Origin of the sequence: Lutibacter sp. A64, from assembly GCF_022429565.1 — a bacterium.
GTDB lineage: Bacteria > Bacteroidota > Bacteroidia > Flavobacteriales > Flavobacteriaceae > Lutibacter.
Window position 1 is genome coordinate 38,268 of sequence record NZ_CP092487.1, and the last position, 18,246, is coordinate 56,513.

The following is an 18,246-nucleotide window of genomic DNA, read 5'->3' on the forward strand; positions in this document are numbered from 1 at the left end:
GAGGTTTTAAATCTTTATGAAATACTTTTTGGTTATATTTGAGTTAAATTGTGCTTATTCAACTCAAATGTATTTTCGATTTTTAATTTTTGTAATTATTTTTTTTCTGGTTGGTTGTCGGTTTGATTCTACTATTAAAAATAATAATGATTCTACTATCAGAGCATTAGACTCCATTTTCTCAATTTCATTGAATAATGAATTACCAGATTCTGTTAGAATACATTCTTTAAAAATAGCAAATATTAAAATAAAGAATGTTAGCAATGATTCCTTAAAATTTAAATTATTATTAAAACTTGCTCATAATAATTTAAATTTAGGAAATGTTGAAAATTTTGGAAAAATAAATCTTAATATTCTTAATGAGCCCTATATGAAATTGGCAACAATGAATGATAAAGCCTTAGTTTTTGAATATTTAGGATATTATTATGGATTGAAATTTTCTCCAGACAGCTCATATTATTTTTATGATAATGCACTAAAATCATATAAGAAAGTAAATAATGAATCTTCTGAAGGAAGAGTATTCCTAAATTTAGCAACTATATTAAGTAGTATTAGAGACTATACAAGAAGTGAAATATATACTATTAAGGCAATTGAAAAACTTCAATACACTAATGATAATAGAAATTTGTATTTGGCTTATAACAATTTGGCTGTAATTTCAAATGAATTAAATAAATTTGATGAATCTATTGAATATCGCAAAAAAGGATTGAGCTATTTATCAAAACTTAATAATGTTGAGGAATTAATTTTGTTGGCATTAAATGGGATAGGAATTTCCTATCAAAAAAAAGGAAATTGGCTTAAATCTATTGATTTTTTCAAAAAAGCAGGTGCCAAATTAGCAACAAGTAAAAAATTGCCAAAAATTTTAGCCGCAATTAATGATAACCTTGCTTACTCTAAATTCAAATTAAATCAGACAGATGAATTACCCGAACTTTTTTACAAAGCTTTAAAAATAAGGGATAGCTTAAATATTAAAGATGGACAAGTGGTTAGTAACCTCCATCTATCCGAATATTATTTATCGCAAAAAGACACTTTAAAAGCAATTAGATATGGTAATAAAGCAAAAGAAATTGCTGAAGAAGCAAATTATAGTGAAGGATTGTTTAATTCGATTTCTTTCCTCTCAAAAATTGTATCCCCAGAAAAAGGAGTTAAATATCTTCAGAAATATGTAAAACTTTTAGATAGTCTTCAACAACAAGAACGAGAAATAAGAGAGAAATTCACTCGGATAGCTTATGAAACAGATGAAATTACTAAAGAAAATAAAGTAATTACAAAGAAAAATTGGTGGTTAACAATTGCAATAATTATTGGTTGCGCATTCTTTACAGTAATTTATTTTTATATAAGGCAACGTTCAAAAAATAAAGAGCTACTATTTAATCAAAAGCAAGAAGAAGCCAATGTTGAGATTTACAATTTAATGATTTCTGAAAAAACAAAATTTGAGGAAGGAAGTATTAAAGAAAGAAACCGTATATCTGAAGAGTTGCATGATGGTATTGTAAATAAATTATTTGCTTTAAGACTCCGGCTATTGTTGTTAAATGAAGGTAAAACGAAAAAAGATATGGATGTACGAGAGAAGCATTTAGAAGAATTACAAAATATTGAAGAGGAAATAAGAACGGTTTCTCATGAACTAAAAGTAGAGCTTTTTAATGTGGATAATTCATTTGAAAAAATGGTAAAAGACTTAGTGATAAAACGAAGTAATTTAAGTAATTTTGAATGGAATCTTAGTTTCAATATCCATAGAAAATGGGAAAGTGTAGCAAATAAAATTAAAATACATTGCTATAGAACTATCCAAGAGGCATTGCAAAATATTCATAAATATGCGCAAGCCACTGAAGTTGAGATTAGGTTTATAGAAGATGAGCAGCTATTACTAGTGGAAATTATTGATAATGGAATTGGTTTTAACCCTAAAAATAAATCCAATGGAATTGGATTGAAAAACATTGAATCTAGAATTTTAAAGTTAAATGGAACAATTGAAATTCTATCAAGTATTGGTGAGGGTACAAAAATAATAATGAATATTCCCTTGTAGATAAATATTTTAAAGAGCAGTTTTATTCTCATCTGTAATAATTATAATTTATTTGCAAGGTGAAAAAAGAATTAAAAGTTTTAATTATTGAAGACCATCCAATGATTCTGCAGAGTTATAAGGATGTGTTATTAACCATTCCTAATTATAAGTTTAGTTTATCAACAGCGGCCAATTGTAGCGAAGCAATTCGTTTAATGAATAAATCTAAATTTGAATCTCCAATTGACTTATTTTTAATAGACATCCAAATAGATCCTTCAGAAGATGGAAAAATAACTTCGGGAGAAGATTTGGCACTCTATGCTAGAAAGGAATTTCCTGAATCTAAAATAATCATTTTAACAGCAATAGATAATACAGAAAGATTAAAAAGTATTATCAAAAACACACCACATAATGCACTAATGATTAAAACAGATATTGTTCCGAAAACCCTCTTTAAAGCATTTGGCAGTGTTATGAATTCTAAACAATATTATAGTAAAAAAATTCAAACATTAAAAGTTAGAAGTCTGAAAAATGAAGATTTATTGGACGAGGTAGATAAAAGAATCCTATTCCATTTGTCAAAAGGAGTTAAAACCAAAGATTTGGTAAACTTTATAGATTTAAAACTTAGTATGATTGAAAAACGTAAAAGTGTTATTAAACAAATTTTTAATGTAATCGGAAGTGATGCTGAATTATTAAAGGAAGCAGAAAAAAGAGGATTTATTTAATAACCCTTTATTAAGTTTCTAATTCATTCGATAAAGTATTCTATATTTATTTTCATGATTACGGTTAAACCGTAATCAAATATTTATTTCAATTTGTAATTTTAATTGAATTATTTGAAGTAACAATCAGTTAAGAAATTTTCTGTTGTATCAAATAAGAGAAATATAAAATTATTGAACAAATGGAAAACAACCTCATTTATTTAATCACCAAATTAGCTAATAAAAACAATATTGTACTTGATAAAATTGAAGCAAAGGTTCAATTATTAAGTCACCCAGACTATCCAAGTTTAAGTAGTATTTCTGGACTTTTTAACCATTTTAAAATTGATTATTTTGCGTTGAAAGTTGAAACTAATTTTGAAGTATTTGAACAGGTTCCAAAAGTGTTTTTAGCTCAAATAGCTGTTAATGATAAGGGAAATGAACTCGTTATTGTTTCAAAAAATAAAAATAATGTTGAAATTATATTTAATAAAAATAAATCAGAAATTGAAAGTGTTGAAAGTTTTTTGGAGAAATGGACAGGAATCTTATTTGTAATTGAAAAACCTCAAGTAAAGCTTTCAGCAAGTAAGAGTAGAACTAAATATTTTAAAATTGGAATAGGAATTATTACAATGGTTATTTTATTTGGTACATTTCTTTACTCAAAACCATCATTGTTTCAGGTTGTTCATTTCGGATTATCTTTAGTTGGAATTTACATTAGTTACCTTATAGTACAACATGAGCTTGGGGTGCATTCTCAAATATTGGATAAATTTTGTTCAGGTCAAAGAAAAAGAACAAACTGTGATGCTGTTTTAAATTCCAAAGGAGCTACTATATTTGGTTTATTTAAACTTAGTGATGTTGGTTTTGTTTATTTTACAAGTTTAGCGCTTACTTGGTTAGTTTTTTCCTTTAATAACTTTCAAACAACTTCAATATTTTTCCTAATAAGTTCATTAGCAATTCCATTTACATTTATCTCAATTTATTATCAAAAAGTAATTGTTAAAAATTGGTGTCCGCTATGTATAACTATTGTAGGTATTTTATGGCTGCAATTTGCATCGCTGTTTATAATTAATTCATTTTGGGAAAGTCAATTTATAATTGATTCCAGTTCAATATTTCTACTTGCAAGTATTGTGGTTGTTGTTACCAGTTGGCTTTTAATATATCCATTACTTAAAAAAGAACAAAAATTAGAAAAATTTGAAATTGAGTACATTAAATTTAAAAGAAATTTTAAACTTTTTAATGCAGCACTCAATTTAAATGAACAATTAGAAACTGAAATATTTAATTACAATGAAATTGTATTTGGAAACACAAACAAAGCAAACATATTAAATATTATGATTATTACAAATCCAATGTGTGGTTTTTGTAAAGAAAGCCACGCACTTGTAGAGAAAATTTTGGAACAAGAAAATCCAGCTATTCAAATTACCATTAGGTTTAATGTTCAGGTAGCTAATAAAGAGGCTATAGGGACTAAAATTGCGGCAAAAATTTTAGAGCTATACCATAAAACTGATGAAAAAGATTGCTTAATCGCACTTTCAGATATTTATGGAAAAATGGATGCAATTACATGGTTAAAAAAATGGGGCGAAGCTTCTAGTTTAAAGTACTTAGAAACTCTAAAAGAGGAGAAAGAATGGTGCACTAGCAATAAAATAAACTTTACGCCTGCTGTTTTAATTAATGGAAAGCAATACCCAACTGCATACGATAGAATGGACTTATTATATTTTATAGATGATTTATTAGAAGAACAAACTATTGTAAAAGAAGAACTAATAGAAGTTGAATAAATAAAAAATCCCTAAAATTAATTAGGGATAATAAACAATATTCTCTCGCGAAGAATAGACACACTCTTGAGTGTCTCAAAATGTTCAGGGCAAATATAATTATATTATTATTTATTATGAAAAAACAATTTTTAAATTTAGGAAAAGCTTTAAATAGAGCTGAACAAAAACAAATTTTTGGAGGAGCTGATACTGGTATGACTGATCCAACTGGTTGTTCACAATTAGAAGGTTTATACTGTGATTGTCCAGCTGAGTCCCACGGTAATGCCGAGGGATGCGGTTGTCTTGATGATAGTTGGTGTGTAATGGGGAATTGTCACAGAGGTTATAATAATAGTGGAATGTTTGGTCATTGTCAGGCATAATAGCTAAACAACCTTAATGAGTTATATTTTTAAAGAATAGACAATTTCACCGAAAATATAACTCATTTCTAAATCCGTACTTAAAGACATGAAAAAAATAACAATTATTCTACTAATATTAATTACAGGCTGTAATTCTACAACAAAAAAAGTTTCACCTATTTATAATTATTCTATTGATGCCACTATTAAAGGTTTTAAAGAAAATACGATGGTATATTTGTATAAAGCAGATATAAAAATTACCAATCCTAAACCTTTGGACTCGGCAAATATTATTGATGGGAAATTTAAATTTCAAGGAAATATTGAAGAGCCATTTTTAGCAATGCTATATTTTAGGGACGATGTAAATTCAAGAACACCTAGTCTAACATTTTGGATGGATTTTAGTGATATGGTAATAAATGCAAATCTTAACAGTTTTAACAGTGATTTTGTAAGATTAAATAATGAGCAATTAAAAGGGTCATATTTAAGTGAACTTAATAATGAAATTAAAAGTAGAAGAGATTCTTTGAATAAAGCAGGGCAAAGAAGCAAAATTTATGATGAATCTATAAATTTTATATTTAAAAACCCAAACAATTATTATTCAGTTTGGGAAGCTTATAATTTTAGAACTTCACTTCTGCAAAGAAATCTACTTCAAAAATATTATGATACCATAGATGAAAAATTTAAAAACTCTATTAACGGCAAGCTTATTAAAGAGTTACTTGATTCAAAAAAAATAGTGGTTGGAGAACATTTTACAGATATTATTGCTAAGGATTTGGACAATAAACCTATAAAACTCTCAGATTTTAAAGGTAAAGTGATTTTACTTGATTTTTGGAGTACCAATTGTCAGCCGTGCCGTAAACAAATACGGGATGAATTTCCAATTTTAAAAGAAAAATATAATAAAGAAGACTTTGTAATTGTAAATTACTCTTTAGATACCGATTATAATACTTGGAGAAAAACAAGCATTTCTGATGGTATAGACTGGATAAATATAGCTGATTTAAAAGGTTATAAAAGTACAAATGTTTTAAACTATCAAGTTAGATCAATTCCAAAATCAATAATTATTGATAAAGAAGGAATTATACAACATATTAAATTAGGTTATAAGGCAGGTACGCTGGAAAAAGAGTTAGATAAGTTACTATAAAACTAAACGAAAAAATCCCTAAAATAAATTAGGGATAATAAACAATATTCTCTCGCGAAGAATAGACACAAACCTTGAGTGTCTTTAAATGTTCAAGGCAAATATAATTATAAAAATTATTTATTATGAAAAAACAATTTTTAAATTTAGGAAAAGCTTTAAATAAAACAGAGCAAAGAAGTGTTAATGGGGGCATTAGTAGTGTTCATGAAATGTGCAAAGGTGATATGGGTGATTATAATTACGGAAGTGGTTGTATATGTGTAAATGACAACGATTGTGTTATGGGTAGTTGTCAGAAACCTTTTGACAGAGGTGCAACATGGGGTCTTTGTGCATAAATTATTTAACTGCAGGGAAGTTTATTAAACTTCCCTGCAGTTATTAAAATGTATTTTGTGTTATAATAAAAAAACAGATTAAGGTATAGTAATAAATGATTAAAAGTATGGAAAAAATAATTGTATTTATATGTTTAATAGTAGTCAACTATAGTTATAGTCAAGATGGTAAATCAAATTATCAGAAAAATAATTCATTTAAACTAACAGCGAGTATTCAAAACCTAAAAGATAGTTTATGGGTTGGTTTAACTAAAATGGATAGACGAAATTTCTACTCAGAAATTATAGATTCAACGATGTCAATAAACGGCTCATTCAAATTTCAAGGTAAGTTAATTAGTCCTAGTGAGTATATGATTGACATAATCGATTATGAGAAAAGAGAAATAAAAAGACTTTATTTATGGTTAGAAAATAGCGAAATTACAATTATAGGGAATTATAATGATTTTGAAAATGCTCAAGTTCATGGTTCAAGATTAACAACTTTATCAAAAGATTACGAGAATATTGCAGAGTTATATAGGAATCAAATCAAAAGAGGTGAAATTAATAGCAACAATTATAAGAAAAAACTAAATAAAAAAAGAGTTGATTTTTTATTCAAAAACCTTAATAATTCAGTTTCATTAGCCTACTTCTTATATTTTACAGACAATGTATCAAAAGACAGTTTACAATTATTTTATTCGAAACTTGATAAAAAATTCAAAAATTCAAAAAACGGGATTACTTTAAAAAATAGTTTTGAAATAGAAAAAATAAAAATTGGCAATCCATTTATTGATATTGAAGCTAAAGATTTAGAAGGAAATATTGTAAAACTTTCAGATTTTAAAGGCAAAATAATTGTTTTAGATTTCTGGGCATATTGGTGTCATTACTGTCACGAACAGAATCAAGAAGAATTTCCAAAACTTAAGGAGAAATACAAGAATGAAGATTTTGTGATTATAAGTTATTCAGTTGATGTAAATAAACAAGATTGGGAAAAATCTAGTAAATCTGATAATATTGACTGGGTTAATATTTCTAATTTAGAAGGTGTAACTGATAAATATGTAACTCAATATGGAGTCCAAGGATATCCAACAAGTTTTATTATTGATAAAGATGGAACTGTTCTCAAACAAATTAGCGGCTATGTCTATAATGCTCTTGAATCTGAATTAGATAAAATATTCTCTCGCGAAGAATAGACACACTCTTGAGTGTCTTTAAATGTTCGGGGCAGGGCAGAACGTGAAAAAAATGTTTAGTAAACATTTTTAGTGAATGAGCCAGAAGGCGCGAAGGCATTAAATTTATTATGAAAAAACAATTTTTAAATTTAGGAAAAGCTTTAAATAAAGCTGAACAAAAACAAATTTTTGGAGGAGTTTCAGACGGTTGTCGTATTGCAGTCAGAAACTCAGATGGTTCTTTTGCTCACTGGTCAACTCCTGTATATTTTTATGAAGAAGTAGAAGGGGATTATGCCTCTGGAACAGTATATTCAGATGGAAGTTATGCTTCTGGTTATAGCTGTGCAAGTTGTTAATAAAAGTTAATTAATTATAAGGTGCTAGTTTAAAACTAGCACCTTATTTATCTATAAATTATGAAAATAAGTTATATAATATTTTTTTTTATTTTATTATTTACATCCTGTAATAATAATGTACAGATTAAAAAAAATGAAGAAAAAAATAAAAATGAAGCAGTTTTTGTTATAAAAAATCAAATGGAAGGGGTAAATGTTTCTTTATATAAAGATATTAATTTTAAAACGTTTGAAAAACCTCATTTATATACTAAAAAAATAATTGATACAATAAATTTAAATATTAATCCATATGATATTGTTTATATTTCTTCAAAATACAGCGCAAAAGAGAAGATTTATGTAAAAGTTGGTGATACAATTTATATTGAGTTAAAAGATAGCATACTTAATTTTTATTCTAACAGCAATTTAAATTAATTCATAAAATCATTTAAAGGGGATTTACCAAAAAATTTCATCTTAGATTCTATAAAAAAAACATTTTATCATATAGATTCAACAAAAGCTATGAATTTAATGGCAAATCAATTTGAAAAACCAAACCCAGTTTATAGATACAAAATAAATAGGAAAAAATTTGTTGATGACACCTTAGGAGTAAATTGGCTTTTAAATGAAGTAATTTCGGAAAATAATAAACAACTTTTAATGATTGATGAGGTATTTAACAAAAATAAAATTGATAAGAGTTTAATGATTTTTTTAAAAAATGAGTCAAATAAAAATCTATTTTCAACTTTGCTTTTAAACTATAATTTTTCTAAACTCAAAATATTTCTAAATAATCTGAAATCTGAAAAATTTATAAGTGAAAGTAGTTTATTAAATAATAGATATAAATATGAAATTTTAATAACATATATTAATCTAGTAGTACTAAAAGGTAAAGTTGAAAAATCAAGATCGAAATTATTTATTGATTATGTTGAAGCATATAAGATCTTGCCAAATTTTTTATCAGGAAATTTATTAAAAGATGCAAGGAAAATTTGTTTGCATAATTCTTTTCAACAAGGTGAGGAGGTTTCAAAAATTTATTCTATTTATAATGATTTCAAACTAAATTATAAAGACTCGATTTTCATAAATTTTTTAGATGAAAAATATTTAATCAAACTTAAAAAAATAGAAGATAGTTTAAATATTAATGATGTTTTTCTCATAAATGGAAACAAACAAAAGATTAATTTAAAGGAAATCATAAATCAAAATAAAGGCAAGCTTATTTATATAGATTTTTGGGCTAGTTGGTGTGCTCCTTGTAAAGAAGCTATGCCAAGTTCACAGGAGCTGGTTAATGATTATAAAAGTAAAGAAGTTATTTTTATATATGTTTCAATAGACAGCGATTTTGATAAGTGGGAAAGAGCATCTAAGGAAGAAGATTTATCTATATATAAATATAATGTACTAGCAATTAATTACCCAAAAGCAAATTTTTATAAAGAATTGAATTTAAAAACAATACCTCGTTATATTTTATATGATAAAAATGGAAAGTTAGTCCATAAAAATGCTCCAGGACCTGATGGTATAGAAATAAGGAAATTATTAAATGAATATTTGAATAAATAGTTTTGAGAAAATTCCCCAATTACAAACAAACCGAAGCCAAAGATTGTGGTCCTACGTGTATTAAAATTATTGCCAAATACTATGGTAAAATTATTAATACACAGCAACTACGTACTTTAAGTGAAACCACAAGAGAAGGCAGTAGTTTATTGGGTTTAAGTGAAGCCGTAGAAAGTATGGGGTTTCGTTCTTTGGGTGTTAAACTTTCTTTTACCAAATTATTAGAAGCTCCGTTACCTTGCATTGTACATTGGAATAAAAACCATTATGTAGTTGTTTATAAAATTAAAAAAGGAATAATTTATATTTCAGATCCTGCTCATGGTTTAATAACATATACTAAAGATGAATTTATAAAACATTGGATTGGTAATAATGCTGATAAAAATACAGAAGAAGGAATAGCGCTTCTGGTAGAGCCAACACCTTTATTTTATCAAGAGGAATTTGATAAAGAAGAGCCTTTTGGATTCAATTTTATATTTAAATACTTATTCAAATATAAAAAATTTATTGTACAGTTAATTATTGGTTTATTAGCGGGTAGTTTATTACAACTAATTTTTCCTTTTTTAACACAAAGTGTAGTAGATGTTGGTATAAAAAATCAGGATGTTAATTTTATATATTTAATTCTTTTTGCACAATTATTTTTATATATAGGAAAAGCAAGTCTTGAAATTATTAGAAGTTGGATTTTATTACACCTTAGTACACGTATTAATATTTCATTAATTTCAGATTTCTTTATAAAATTAATGAAGTTGCCAATTTCATATTTTGATGTTAGAATGACTGGTGATTTATTACAGCGTATCAATGATCATAAACGAATAGAACGAATTTTAACAACCTCATCTTTAACAATTTTATTTTCGTTTTTTAATTTAATTATTTTCAGTTTTGTTTTAGGATATTATAGTTTTCAAATTTTAGGAGTTTTTGTTTTAGGGAGTGTATTTTATATTGCTTGGGTATTATTTTTCTTTGAAAAACGAAAAGAACTAGATTACAAACGTTTCTCTCAAGTAAGTCAGGAACAAAGTAAAGTTATTGAGCTTATCAACGGAATGCAGGAAATTAAATTACATAATGCTGAACGCCGTATGCGATGGAATTGGGAGTATGTTCAGGCTCGTTTATTTAAAATTTCTACAAAAAGTTTAGCATTAGAGCAAACCCAAAGTGTGGGTTCAAACTTTATAAATGAACTTAAAAACATGTTCATTACAATTTTATCCGCTAAATTAGTTATTGATGGGGAAATTACGTTGGGTATGATGATGGCAATTAGTTACATAGTTGGGCAATTGAATGCTCCAGTTATCCAATTAATTGGCTTTATGAGAGACGTTCAGGATGCTAAAATATCTTTAGATAGGCTTGGAGAAATTCACAACAAAGAAAATGAGGAAAACGAAGGTGATGAGAAAGTTACTAATATCCCTTTAAATGCTGCCATAACATTAAAGAATATCTCTTTTAGATATACTGGCGGACTAGAACCTGTATTAAAAGATGTATCATTTACGATACCGACCAATAAAACAACAGCTATTGTTGGTGTTAGTGGTAGTGGTAAAACTACTTTAATGAAATTACTACTCCGTTTTTATGAGCTTGATAAAGGTGAAATTTTAGTTAGTAATTTTAATTTAAAAAATATTTCTCAAAAAGTTTGGAGAGCGCATTGTGGGGTTGTTATGCAAGAAGGCTATATTTTTAATGATACTATTGCTAAAAACATAGCTGTTGGAGAAGATTATGTAGATACAAAAAAATTAATTCATGCAGTAGATGTAGCAAACATTTCAGATTATATAGATGGACTTCCTCTGGGTTATAATACGAAGATTGGAAACGAAGGTTCTGGGTTAAGTACAGGGCAAAAACAGCGATTGTTAATTGCTAGAGCAGTTTATAAAAACCCTAAATATCTATTTTTTGATGAAGCAACTTCTGCCTTAGACGCAAATAATGAAATGGTAATTATGGAGAAGTTAAATACATTTTTTACTGATAAAACAGCTGTGGTTATTGCGCATAGATTAAGTACTGTTAAAAATGCATATCAAATAGTGGTTTTAGATAATGGTAAAATTGTAGAAGTAGGAAATCATGAAGAATTGATAAAACAAAAAGGTAATTATTACAATCTAGTAAAAAACCAACTAGAATTGGGTGGTTAAAGATATTCTCTCGCGAGGAATAGACATAAACTGTGAGTGTCTTTAAATGATCACAGCTTTAATAAATATTAATTTTTTTAATTATGAAAAAACAATTTTTAAATTTAGGAAAAGCTTTGAGCAAAACAGAACAAAAAGAAATTTTTGGAGGTCTACACGAATTAACATATAGTGATGGTGGAAACGATTGTAATAGTGGTTCAATGTCTTCAGGTTGTCCATGTCTTTATTCTAAACCTCAACAGTGTTCTTCAGGTGTTTGTTCTCATGATAGTCATATAATGGGAAAATGTCAATAATTTTAATAAGCCTAGGAATTATAATTCCTAGGCTTCAAATAACTTTTTAAATGAAATATATCTTATTTTTTTTAATTATATCATTAGTAGTAAATTGTAGTGACGAAAAAGAACTACCAAAACAAAATTATTCAATAGCTGTAAATATTAATGGTATTAAAGATAGTGTAAAAGCTGTCTTCTATAACATGGAAACTCTCCAACCTATTGACTCAACTTATGTTATCGATAATAAATTTAAATTTAGAGGTTTTATAGATGAACCATCATCAGGATTAATTTATTTTACGAATAGTACTATTGAAAAATACCCAACAATACTATTTTGGATTGATACTACAAATATAAATATAGTTGCAAATCTCAAAAGTTTAAATGTTAAGGATAATGCTACTTGTTTTCTGAGAAAGAGTCAAATTAGTGGGTCTAAATTGAACCATTTAGTCATTGATTATAAAGAGCAGGTAGATTCATTAATATTAAACAGAAAAATCGCAATAAATAATTCTAAGACTGAACAGGAAAAGGAACTAATTTCAAAAAAATATAAATTACTTCAAGAAAAAAACGATTCTCTTTTTGTTTTTAATAATTATAATAATTATTTCAGCATAAAGAAAATTTATGATGAAAGGAACTTTAGACCAAAACCTTTTATTAATAGATATTATCACTTATTAAATGATTTTTATAAAAAATCATCTAAAGGAAGATTAATATTCAATTTTTTACAATCAAATATAATTAAAGAAGGTGATTCTCTGAAAGATTTTTCAGGAATGACCTTAAATAATAAAAAAATAAGCTTGTCAAATTTTAAAAACAAAGTTGTGTTATTAGATTTTTGGACAAGTAATTGCCCTCCTTGTAGAAAGCAAATAAGAGAAGAGTTTCCAATTTTATTAGAAAAATTTAAAAAAGAAGAATTTGAAATTGTAAGTTTTTCTTTGGATTCAAACTATGAGCTTTGGAAAAAAGCGAGTTATGAAGATAAAATAAATTGGATAAATATTTCAGACCTTAAAGGGTTTTATAGTAGCATTGTAATTGATTATGGTATACAATTAATACCAAGAACCTTTATTATTGATAAAAGTGGGATTGTGAATAAATCATTTACGGGCTATAATAAAGGACTTATAGAAAAAGAATTAACTAACATATTCTCTCGCGAAGAATAGACACAACCCTTGAGTGTCTTTAAATGATCAAGGCTTTATTAAATAATTAAATTTTTATATTATGAAAAAACAATTTTTAAATTTAGGAAAAGCTTTAAATAAAGCTGAACAAAAACAAGTTTTTGGTGGCTTACATGAATTGACACAAGAAGAAGATGGTTGGTGTAGTGATGTTTGTACTTTAGAAACTAATGCTGGTTGTCCAGCAGGTCAGGAATGCTTTGTGGGGTATTGTGATAATGCGCAGACAAAAATGTGCAGATACATATAGAATAACAATTAGCCTTAATAGATATATTGAGGCTAACTTTACGATTAAACAACTAATAGGATGAATTTCAAAAAACACATAGTAATTATACTAATATTTGGATTGTTGGTTAATTGCTTTAAAACCAACAAGAGAACAGAAAATAAGAATATTTCTATAAATCTTTATTTGTCAGATCAAAACGATATTGCTTTTGATAATTCATATACTAACATTGGTGCCTATTCTTATATTGAAAAATATCCTAAATATTATTCAGAATTAATAAAAAAGTATAGCTTAAGTAATAATGATTCAGTTGTTATTGCAACTTTGTTTACAGATTTTGACAAATTTAATTATGATTTATACAAGAAAGGGATAATTGAAAAAAGCACCATTATCAATAAGAAAATTGATACAATAAAGGAGTCAAAAAAAATAAATTATGACCAATTTTCAATTGCTGTATATTTTAACAATAAGATGAGAAAAATCATATATGATCAAAATAATAATAATACCTTTTTAGATGATAGTATTCTTAAGTTTAGTCAAGAGTTTAATAAAAATGGAGAGTCATTTAAATTAGTAAACAAAGATCTTATCTTAAATTATAATGAAATCAACACCATAAATTTAAATAGAAAAATTAAAATATTTCCAGCATTAAATGAAGCAATGTTTAGACCATCTAAAAATATAAAAACAATAAACTCTAGATTGACGGTCGAATTTTGCGATTATTGGAAAGGAAACTTAATAATTAAAAAGAAGAAATATGATGTTGCTGTACAAGGAATATTCAATTCTTTTTTGCAAATACTTATAAAACCTTCTTCTGAAAAATTTAGCAACAAAGATTATATTTATAATAATAATTTTGCTTATAAAATTAAGGATACTATTAAATTAGAAAAAGATTATTTTTTAATTGATAGTTTAGCTAATAATATGAGTAGTTTATATATTTCTAGAACAGATTTCAAAGGTGAAAATCTAGGTCATAGAAAAGGTCAAAAAATGAAAAATTTTAAACTCAATGATTTGCTAGGTAAGCAATTTACGATTAATGAAATTAGTAAGGACAAGCAATTTACATTATTAGATTTTTGGGGAACTTGGTGTAGCCCTTGTAAAGAATTAACGCCAAAATTGGTGAAACTCGAGAAGAAATATTCAAAAGTAATTTCAATTGTCGGGATTGCTTATGATGATTCAAATGAGAAGGTAATAAATTATACAGAGGAGCATAAAATGAAGTGGACACAAGCTTTTGTTAAGAGAGAAAGGATCTCATCTCAAATTCTTAAAGAATTAGGTATAAAACAATATCCTACATTTATTTTATTAGATAACAATCAAAAAATTATATATAGGAGTTCAGGTAAAGATGCACTTATAGAAATAGAAAAAAAATTCTCTCGCGAGGAATAGACACAAACCTTGAGTGTCTTTAAATGATTAAGGGATTAATAAATATTCAAATTTTTATAAAATGAAAAAACAATTTTTAAACTTAGGAAAAGCTTTAAATAAAGCTGAACAAAAAAGTGTTAATGGAGGTCAGATACCTAGTTATTGTTTTGATAATGAGCCTGGATATCGAGAAGAATGTAGAGAAATAGCATTAGGTGAGTTTGCAGATGGTGGTTGTCCTACTTGGAATCCTTGTTTTAGTTCGGGACCAATGGGTTGTACTGATATGTGTATGAGCGATCCAGGAAGCCGATAAGCTTTGTAATATTATATTAAAGGGGGGTAATTAATTGCCCCCCTTTTAATAATTTACTGTAATTAAGTTATTTAAAGATTTGAATAATGTCCATAGAAAATAAAGATATACAAATACGTAGCGAAGAAGTACAAGAAATTTTAACCTATGTGCCTAATTGGATGATTCGTTGGGGAATAACGTTGATATTTGTCATAATTCTTATACTTTTAATTATTTCCTGGTTTGTTAAATATCCAGATGTAATTACTGCAGAGGTTGTGGTTACTACAAAAATTCCACCGGAAAAAATATTTGCCAAAACAACAGGGCAAATAGAAACAATTTTGGTTGAGAATAGTGGTAAAGTTTCTGAAAATACCATAATTGGAGTAATTGAGAATTCAGCAAATTATAAAGATGTTTTATTGCTTAAAAGTATTTTAGATACAATTACAATAAATAAAAATAATTTTGTTTTTCCAATGGATGAATTACCTTTTTTATTATTGGGAGATATTACACCTAACTTTTCAAATTTTGAAACTAATTACTCAGAATATGTTTTAAATAAAAAGTTAAAACCTTATTCAAGTGAATTTTTAGCAAATAATTTAACATTGTCTGAAATTAGAAACAGATTAGATATTCTAAAATCACAAAAAAAATTAAATGAAAGCGAACTAGAATTTAAGCAAAAAGATTTAAATAGAAGTAAAATATTATTTGAAAAAGGAGTTATTTCAGCACATGATTATGAGAACAAACAATTAGAGTTTACTCAGTATAAAAGAGCTCTTGAAAATATGAGCACTTCTATTTCTCAGCTAAATGAAGCAATTGGTAATTCTAAAAACACTATTAAAAGTTCTGAAATTCGTAAAACTCAAGAAGAAACCAGATTACTAAAAAAAGTGATTCAGTCACTGTATCAATTAAAAAAATCTGTTAAAGATTGGGAACAGCTTTATGCTTTAAAATCTTCTATTACTGGAAAAGTTTCTTATTTATCATTTTGAAATGAAAATCAAACAGTAAATATTGGAGATTTTGTATTTACAATTATCCCTTCTGAAAATTCTGATTATATTGGTAAAATTAAGGCTCCTGTTCAAAATTCAGGTAAAATTAAAGTTGGTCAAAGTGTAAATGTAAGATTGTCAAATTATCCTGATACGGAGTTTGGAACTCTTACTGGTTTAGTAGAAAATATTTCTCTATTTCCAGATAAAGAAGGGTATTATTTGATAGATGTGTCGCTTGATAAAGAGTTGATTACTTCATATAATAAGAAAATTGAATTTCAACATGAAATGAGTGGCTCGGCAGAAATAATAACTGAAGACCTTAGGTTAATTGAACGATTCTTTTATCAAATGAACGGTATATTTAAAAGATAGAATATTCCTAAAAATAATACGGATTTTCAGTATCAAAAATATACTGTCTTACATTTACGCTAGTAAGGTTATTGACAATCTTTTTTACATCAATTTAACCACCCCTATTTGGGGTGGGCTTTTATGCTAAATAGTAAAATTAAATTTCATAGCTTTCCTCAAAATCTTTTTAAACAACTTTCCTAAAAACTTCGGTAAAGAAATAAACTTTTTAGAATTTCAAATTACGGTTTTCCCGTAATCCTAATTATTAAAAAGAATCAATATTTGTAGTCCTAAATAATCAAAAGAAATGAATTTAAAATTAAAGTAAAATCATAATTTCAATATAAAAATCGATTGTCTTGTGCTTTATTTTAATCCTTATAATTTAACCAAATTCTTTATATGAAACTTAACTTAAAAGTATTCTTCAAAATTATTCTAATTTTGATAAGTCAACTGGTAATAGCGCAAACTAAACAAATAAATTTAACTAGTGGAACGGTTAAAGTTCCTGCTATGCAATACAAACAATTTACTTTTTCATTTGCTGAAGGAGATAAAATCGTTTTTAATTTTAAAGAACAACAAAATAAAATTATTAATAAAGTAGAAATTTTTGAATTACCTTCAAATCTAAAGTTTTCAGATTTTAAAACAAAAAATATCACTAATAAAGTAATCACTGTGAATCAAGAAGGAATATACCTTTTTAGAATAACCAATGCTTCATTAGGCAAACGAATTTGCAATATATCAGTTGACAGGGTCCCTAAAGATATTTCTACAATTAATTTTAATTCCACGGTAGCTAAAAGAATAATTTCAGATACAACTTATACCACAAGAATTGATAGGAGATTAATAAAAAGTAAGTACCATACCAAAACTGTAATTAACAAACAAAAACACTTTATAAACAGCGGTACAAATTCAACATTTTTAGGAGGTAAATCTCGTATTGCAATTCCAGTTAACCTACCGCCAAATACAGTAGAATGGTATTATACATTTTCTGCATCTCGAAATGAAACAGATATTGATAATGTTTCAAGTGGAATGCAATTGGCATCTGAAATAACAAATTTAATTGATCAAACAGGGTTATTAAACTTTGGGATAAATCAGTTAAGTAAGCCCCCTGGGGCTAATTATTGCGATCTTTATTTAATTGACTATAGTAATTATAATAATTTCATTAATAAGCAGGAATTTTCGTATTATACATCTGGAACTAGAGAAAATTTAATTTCAGGTACCGTAAAAGTTGAAAATAACTCAAATCAACTATATCTTGGGTTAAAAAACCCTGATTCAGCACATGGGATTCATGTAGTTATAGGAATAGTAGCAATAACAAAAGAAGATATTTATGAAAGTTTCGAAGTAAAAATTCCACGTGTTACAACCAAAGAAGAGCTATATATTCAAGATTAAATCATGGTTTTTATTAATTTGAAAAAATATTGCCTTTTTAAATCAGATCAAGCTCGTGATTTTGAAAAGTTAAGAGACTTATGTAATCATATGGAGAAAATGATGGCAATTTAAGAGGTATTAGTTTTTTAGAAATTCAGTTGAAAGAAGCGTAAAACATTTTTGTTGAAAATTTTAAAAATG

At 26.6% G+C, this 18,246-nt stretch carries 18 protein-coding genes and 1 pseudogene; all 19 read left to right on the forward strand.

All coding sequences use genetic code 11. The features are described from left to right. Nucleotides 1-16: 16 nt before the first annotated feature. The 19 genes and pseudogenes from MKD41_RS00190 (at nucleotide 17) to MKD41_RS00275 (ending at nucleotide 18,063) form a co-directional block, all read left to right on the forward strand. Nucleotides 17-2,086, forward strand: a complete 2,070-nt coding sequence (locus tag MKD41_RS00190) for a tetratricopeptide repeat-containing sensor histidine kinase (protein ID WP_240243437.1) — start codon at nucleotides 17-19, stop codon at nucleotides 2,084-2,086. Nucleotides 2,087-2,145: 59 nt separating this feature from the next. Then, nucleotides 2,146-2,808: a response regulator gene (locus MKD41_RS00195; protein WP_240243438.1), complete on the forward strand. Its 663-nt coding sequence runs from the start codon at nucleotides 2,146-2,148 to the stop codon at nucleotides 2,806-2,808. Between the two features lie 182 nt (nucleotides 2,809-2,990). After that, complete coding sequence (locus MKD41_RS00200) at nucleotides 2,991-4,619, forward strand: vitamin K epoxide reductase family protein (RefSeq protein WP_240243439.1); 1,629 nt, start codon at nucleotides 2,991-2,993, stop codon at nucleotides 4,617-4,619. A 116-nt stretch (nucleotides 4,620-4,735) separates the two neighbouring features. Beyond that, complete coding sequence (locus MKD41_RS00205; protein WP_240243440.1) at nucleotides 4,736-4,987, forward strand: hypothetical protein; 252 nt, start codon at nucleotides 4,736-4,738, stop codon at nucleotides 4,985-4,987. An 88-nt stretch (nucleotides 4,988-5,075) separates the two neighbouring features. Beyond that, a complete protein-coding gene (locus MKD41_RS00210) occupies nucleotides 5,076-6,146 on the forward strand; it encodes a TlpA disulfide reductase family protein (protein ID WP_240243441.1) in 1,071 nt (356 codons plus the stop codon). Between the two features lie 125 nt (nucleotides 6,147-6,271). Beyond that, nucleotides 6,272-6,487, forward strand: coding sequence for a hypothetical protein (locus MKD41_RS00215; protein WP_240243442.1), 216 nt, complete (start codon nucleotides 6,272-6,274; stop codon nucleotides 6,485-6,487). Between the two features lie 107 nt (nucleotides 6,488-6,594). Beyond that, a complete protein-coding gene (locus MKD41_RS00220; protein ID WP_240243443.1) occupies nucleotides 6,595-7,689 on the forward strand; it encodes a TlpA disulfide reductase family protein in 1,095 nt (364 codons plus the stop codon). Between the two features lie 110 nt (nucleotides 7,690-7,799). Beyond that, complete coding sequence (locus MKD41_RS00225; protein ID WP_240243444.1) at nucleotides 7,800-8,030, forward strand: hypothetical protein; 231 nt, start codon at nucleotides 7,800-7,802, stop codon at nucleotides 8,028-8,030. 60 nt (nucleotides 8,031-8,090) lie between these two features. Beyond that, nucleotides 8,091-8,453: a hypothetical protein gene (locus MKD41_RS00230; RefSeq protein WP_240243445.1), complete on the forward strand. Its 363-nt coding sequence runs from the start codon at nucleotides 8,091-8,093 to the stop codon at nucleotides 8,451-8,453. A gap of 99 nt (nucleotides 8,454-8,552) precedes the next feature. Then, nucleotides 8,553-9,611, forward strand: a complete 1,059-nt coding sequence (locus MKD41_RS00235) for a TlpA family protein disulfide reductase (protein ID WP_240243446.1) — start codon at nucleotides 8,553-8,555, stop codon at nucleotides 9,609-9,611. A 2-nt stretch (nucleotides 9,612-9,613) separates the two neighbouring features. After that, nucleotides 9,614-11,800 carry a peptidase domain-containing ABC transporter gene (locus tag MKD41_RS00240; RefSeq protein ID WP_240243447.1) on the forward strand — a complete coding sequence of 729 codons (2,187 nt, stop codon included), beginning with the start codon at nucleotides 9,614-9,616 and terminating at the stop codon, nucleotides 11,798-11,800. Between the two features lie 83 nt (nucleotides 11,801-11,883). Then, nucleotides 11,884-12,099, forward strand: a complete 216-nt coding sequence (locus MKD41_RS00245) for a hypothetical protein (RefSeq protein WP_240243448.1) — start codon at nucleotides 11,884-11,886, stop codon at nucleotides 12,097-12,099. A gap of 50 nt (nucleotides 12,100-12,149) precedes the next feature. Further along, nucleotides 12,150-13,280 carry a TlpA disulfide reductase family protein gene (locus tag MKD41_RS00250; protein WP_240243449.1) on the forward strand — a complete coding sequence of 377 codons (1,131 nt, stop codon included), beginning with the start codon at nucleotides 12,150-12,152 and terminating at the stop codon, nucleotides 13,278-13,280. A 61-nt stretch (nucleotides 13,281-13,341) separates the two neighbouring features. Then, the gene (locus MKD41_RS00255) at nucleotides 13,342-13,551 is read left to right on the forward strand and encodes a hypothetical protein (RefSeq protein ID WP_240243450.1); all 210 of its coding nucleotides are present in this window, start codon (nucleotides 13,342-13,344) and stop codon (nucleotides 13,549-13,551) included. 60 nt (nucleotides 13,552-13,611) lie between these two features. Continuing rightward, a complete protein-coding gene (locus MKD41_RS00260) occupies nucleotides 13,612-14,967 on the forward strand; it encodes a TlpA family protein disulfide reductase (RefSeq protein WP_240243451.1) in 1,356 nt (451 codons plus the stop codon). Between the two features lie 61 nt (nucleotides 14,968-15,028). Next, entirely contained in the window at nucleotides 15,029-15,265 is a 237-nt protein-coding gene (locus MKD41_RS00265; RefSeq protein WP_240243452.1) for a hypothetical protein, read from the forward strand. Nucleotides 15,266-15,351: 86 nt separating this feature from the next. Then, complete coding sequence (locus MKD41_RS00270; protein WP_371824276.1) at nucleotides 15,352-16,263, forward strand: HlyD family secretion protein; 912 nt, start codon at nucleotides 15,352-15,354, stop codon at nucleotides 16,261-16,263. 15 nt (nucleotides 16,264-16,278) lie between these two features. After that, nucleotides 16,279-16,644 (forward strand): annotated as a pseudogene (locus tag MKD41_RS16410) (HlyD family secretion protein); the annotation flags it as partial. A 429-nt stretch (nucleotides 16,645-17,073) separates the two neighbouring features. After that, nucleotides 17,074-18,063, forward strand: coding sequence for a hypothetical protein (locus MKD41_RS00275; RefSeq protein ID WP_240243453.1), 990 nt, complete (start codon nucleotides 17,074-17,076; stop codon nucleotides 18,061-18,063). Nucleotides 18,064-18,246: the final 183 nt, after the last annotated feature.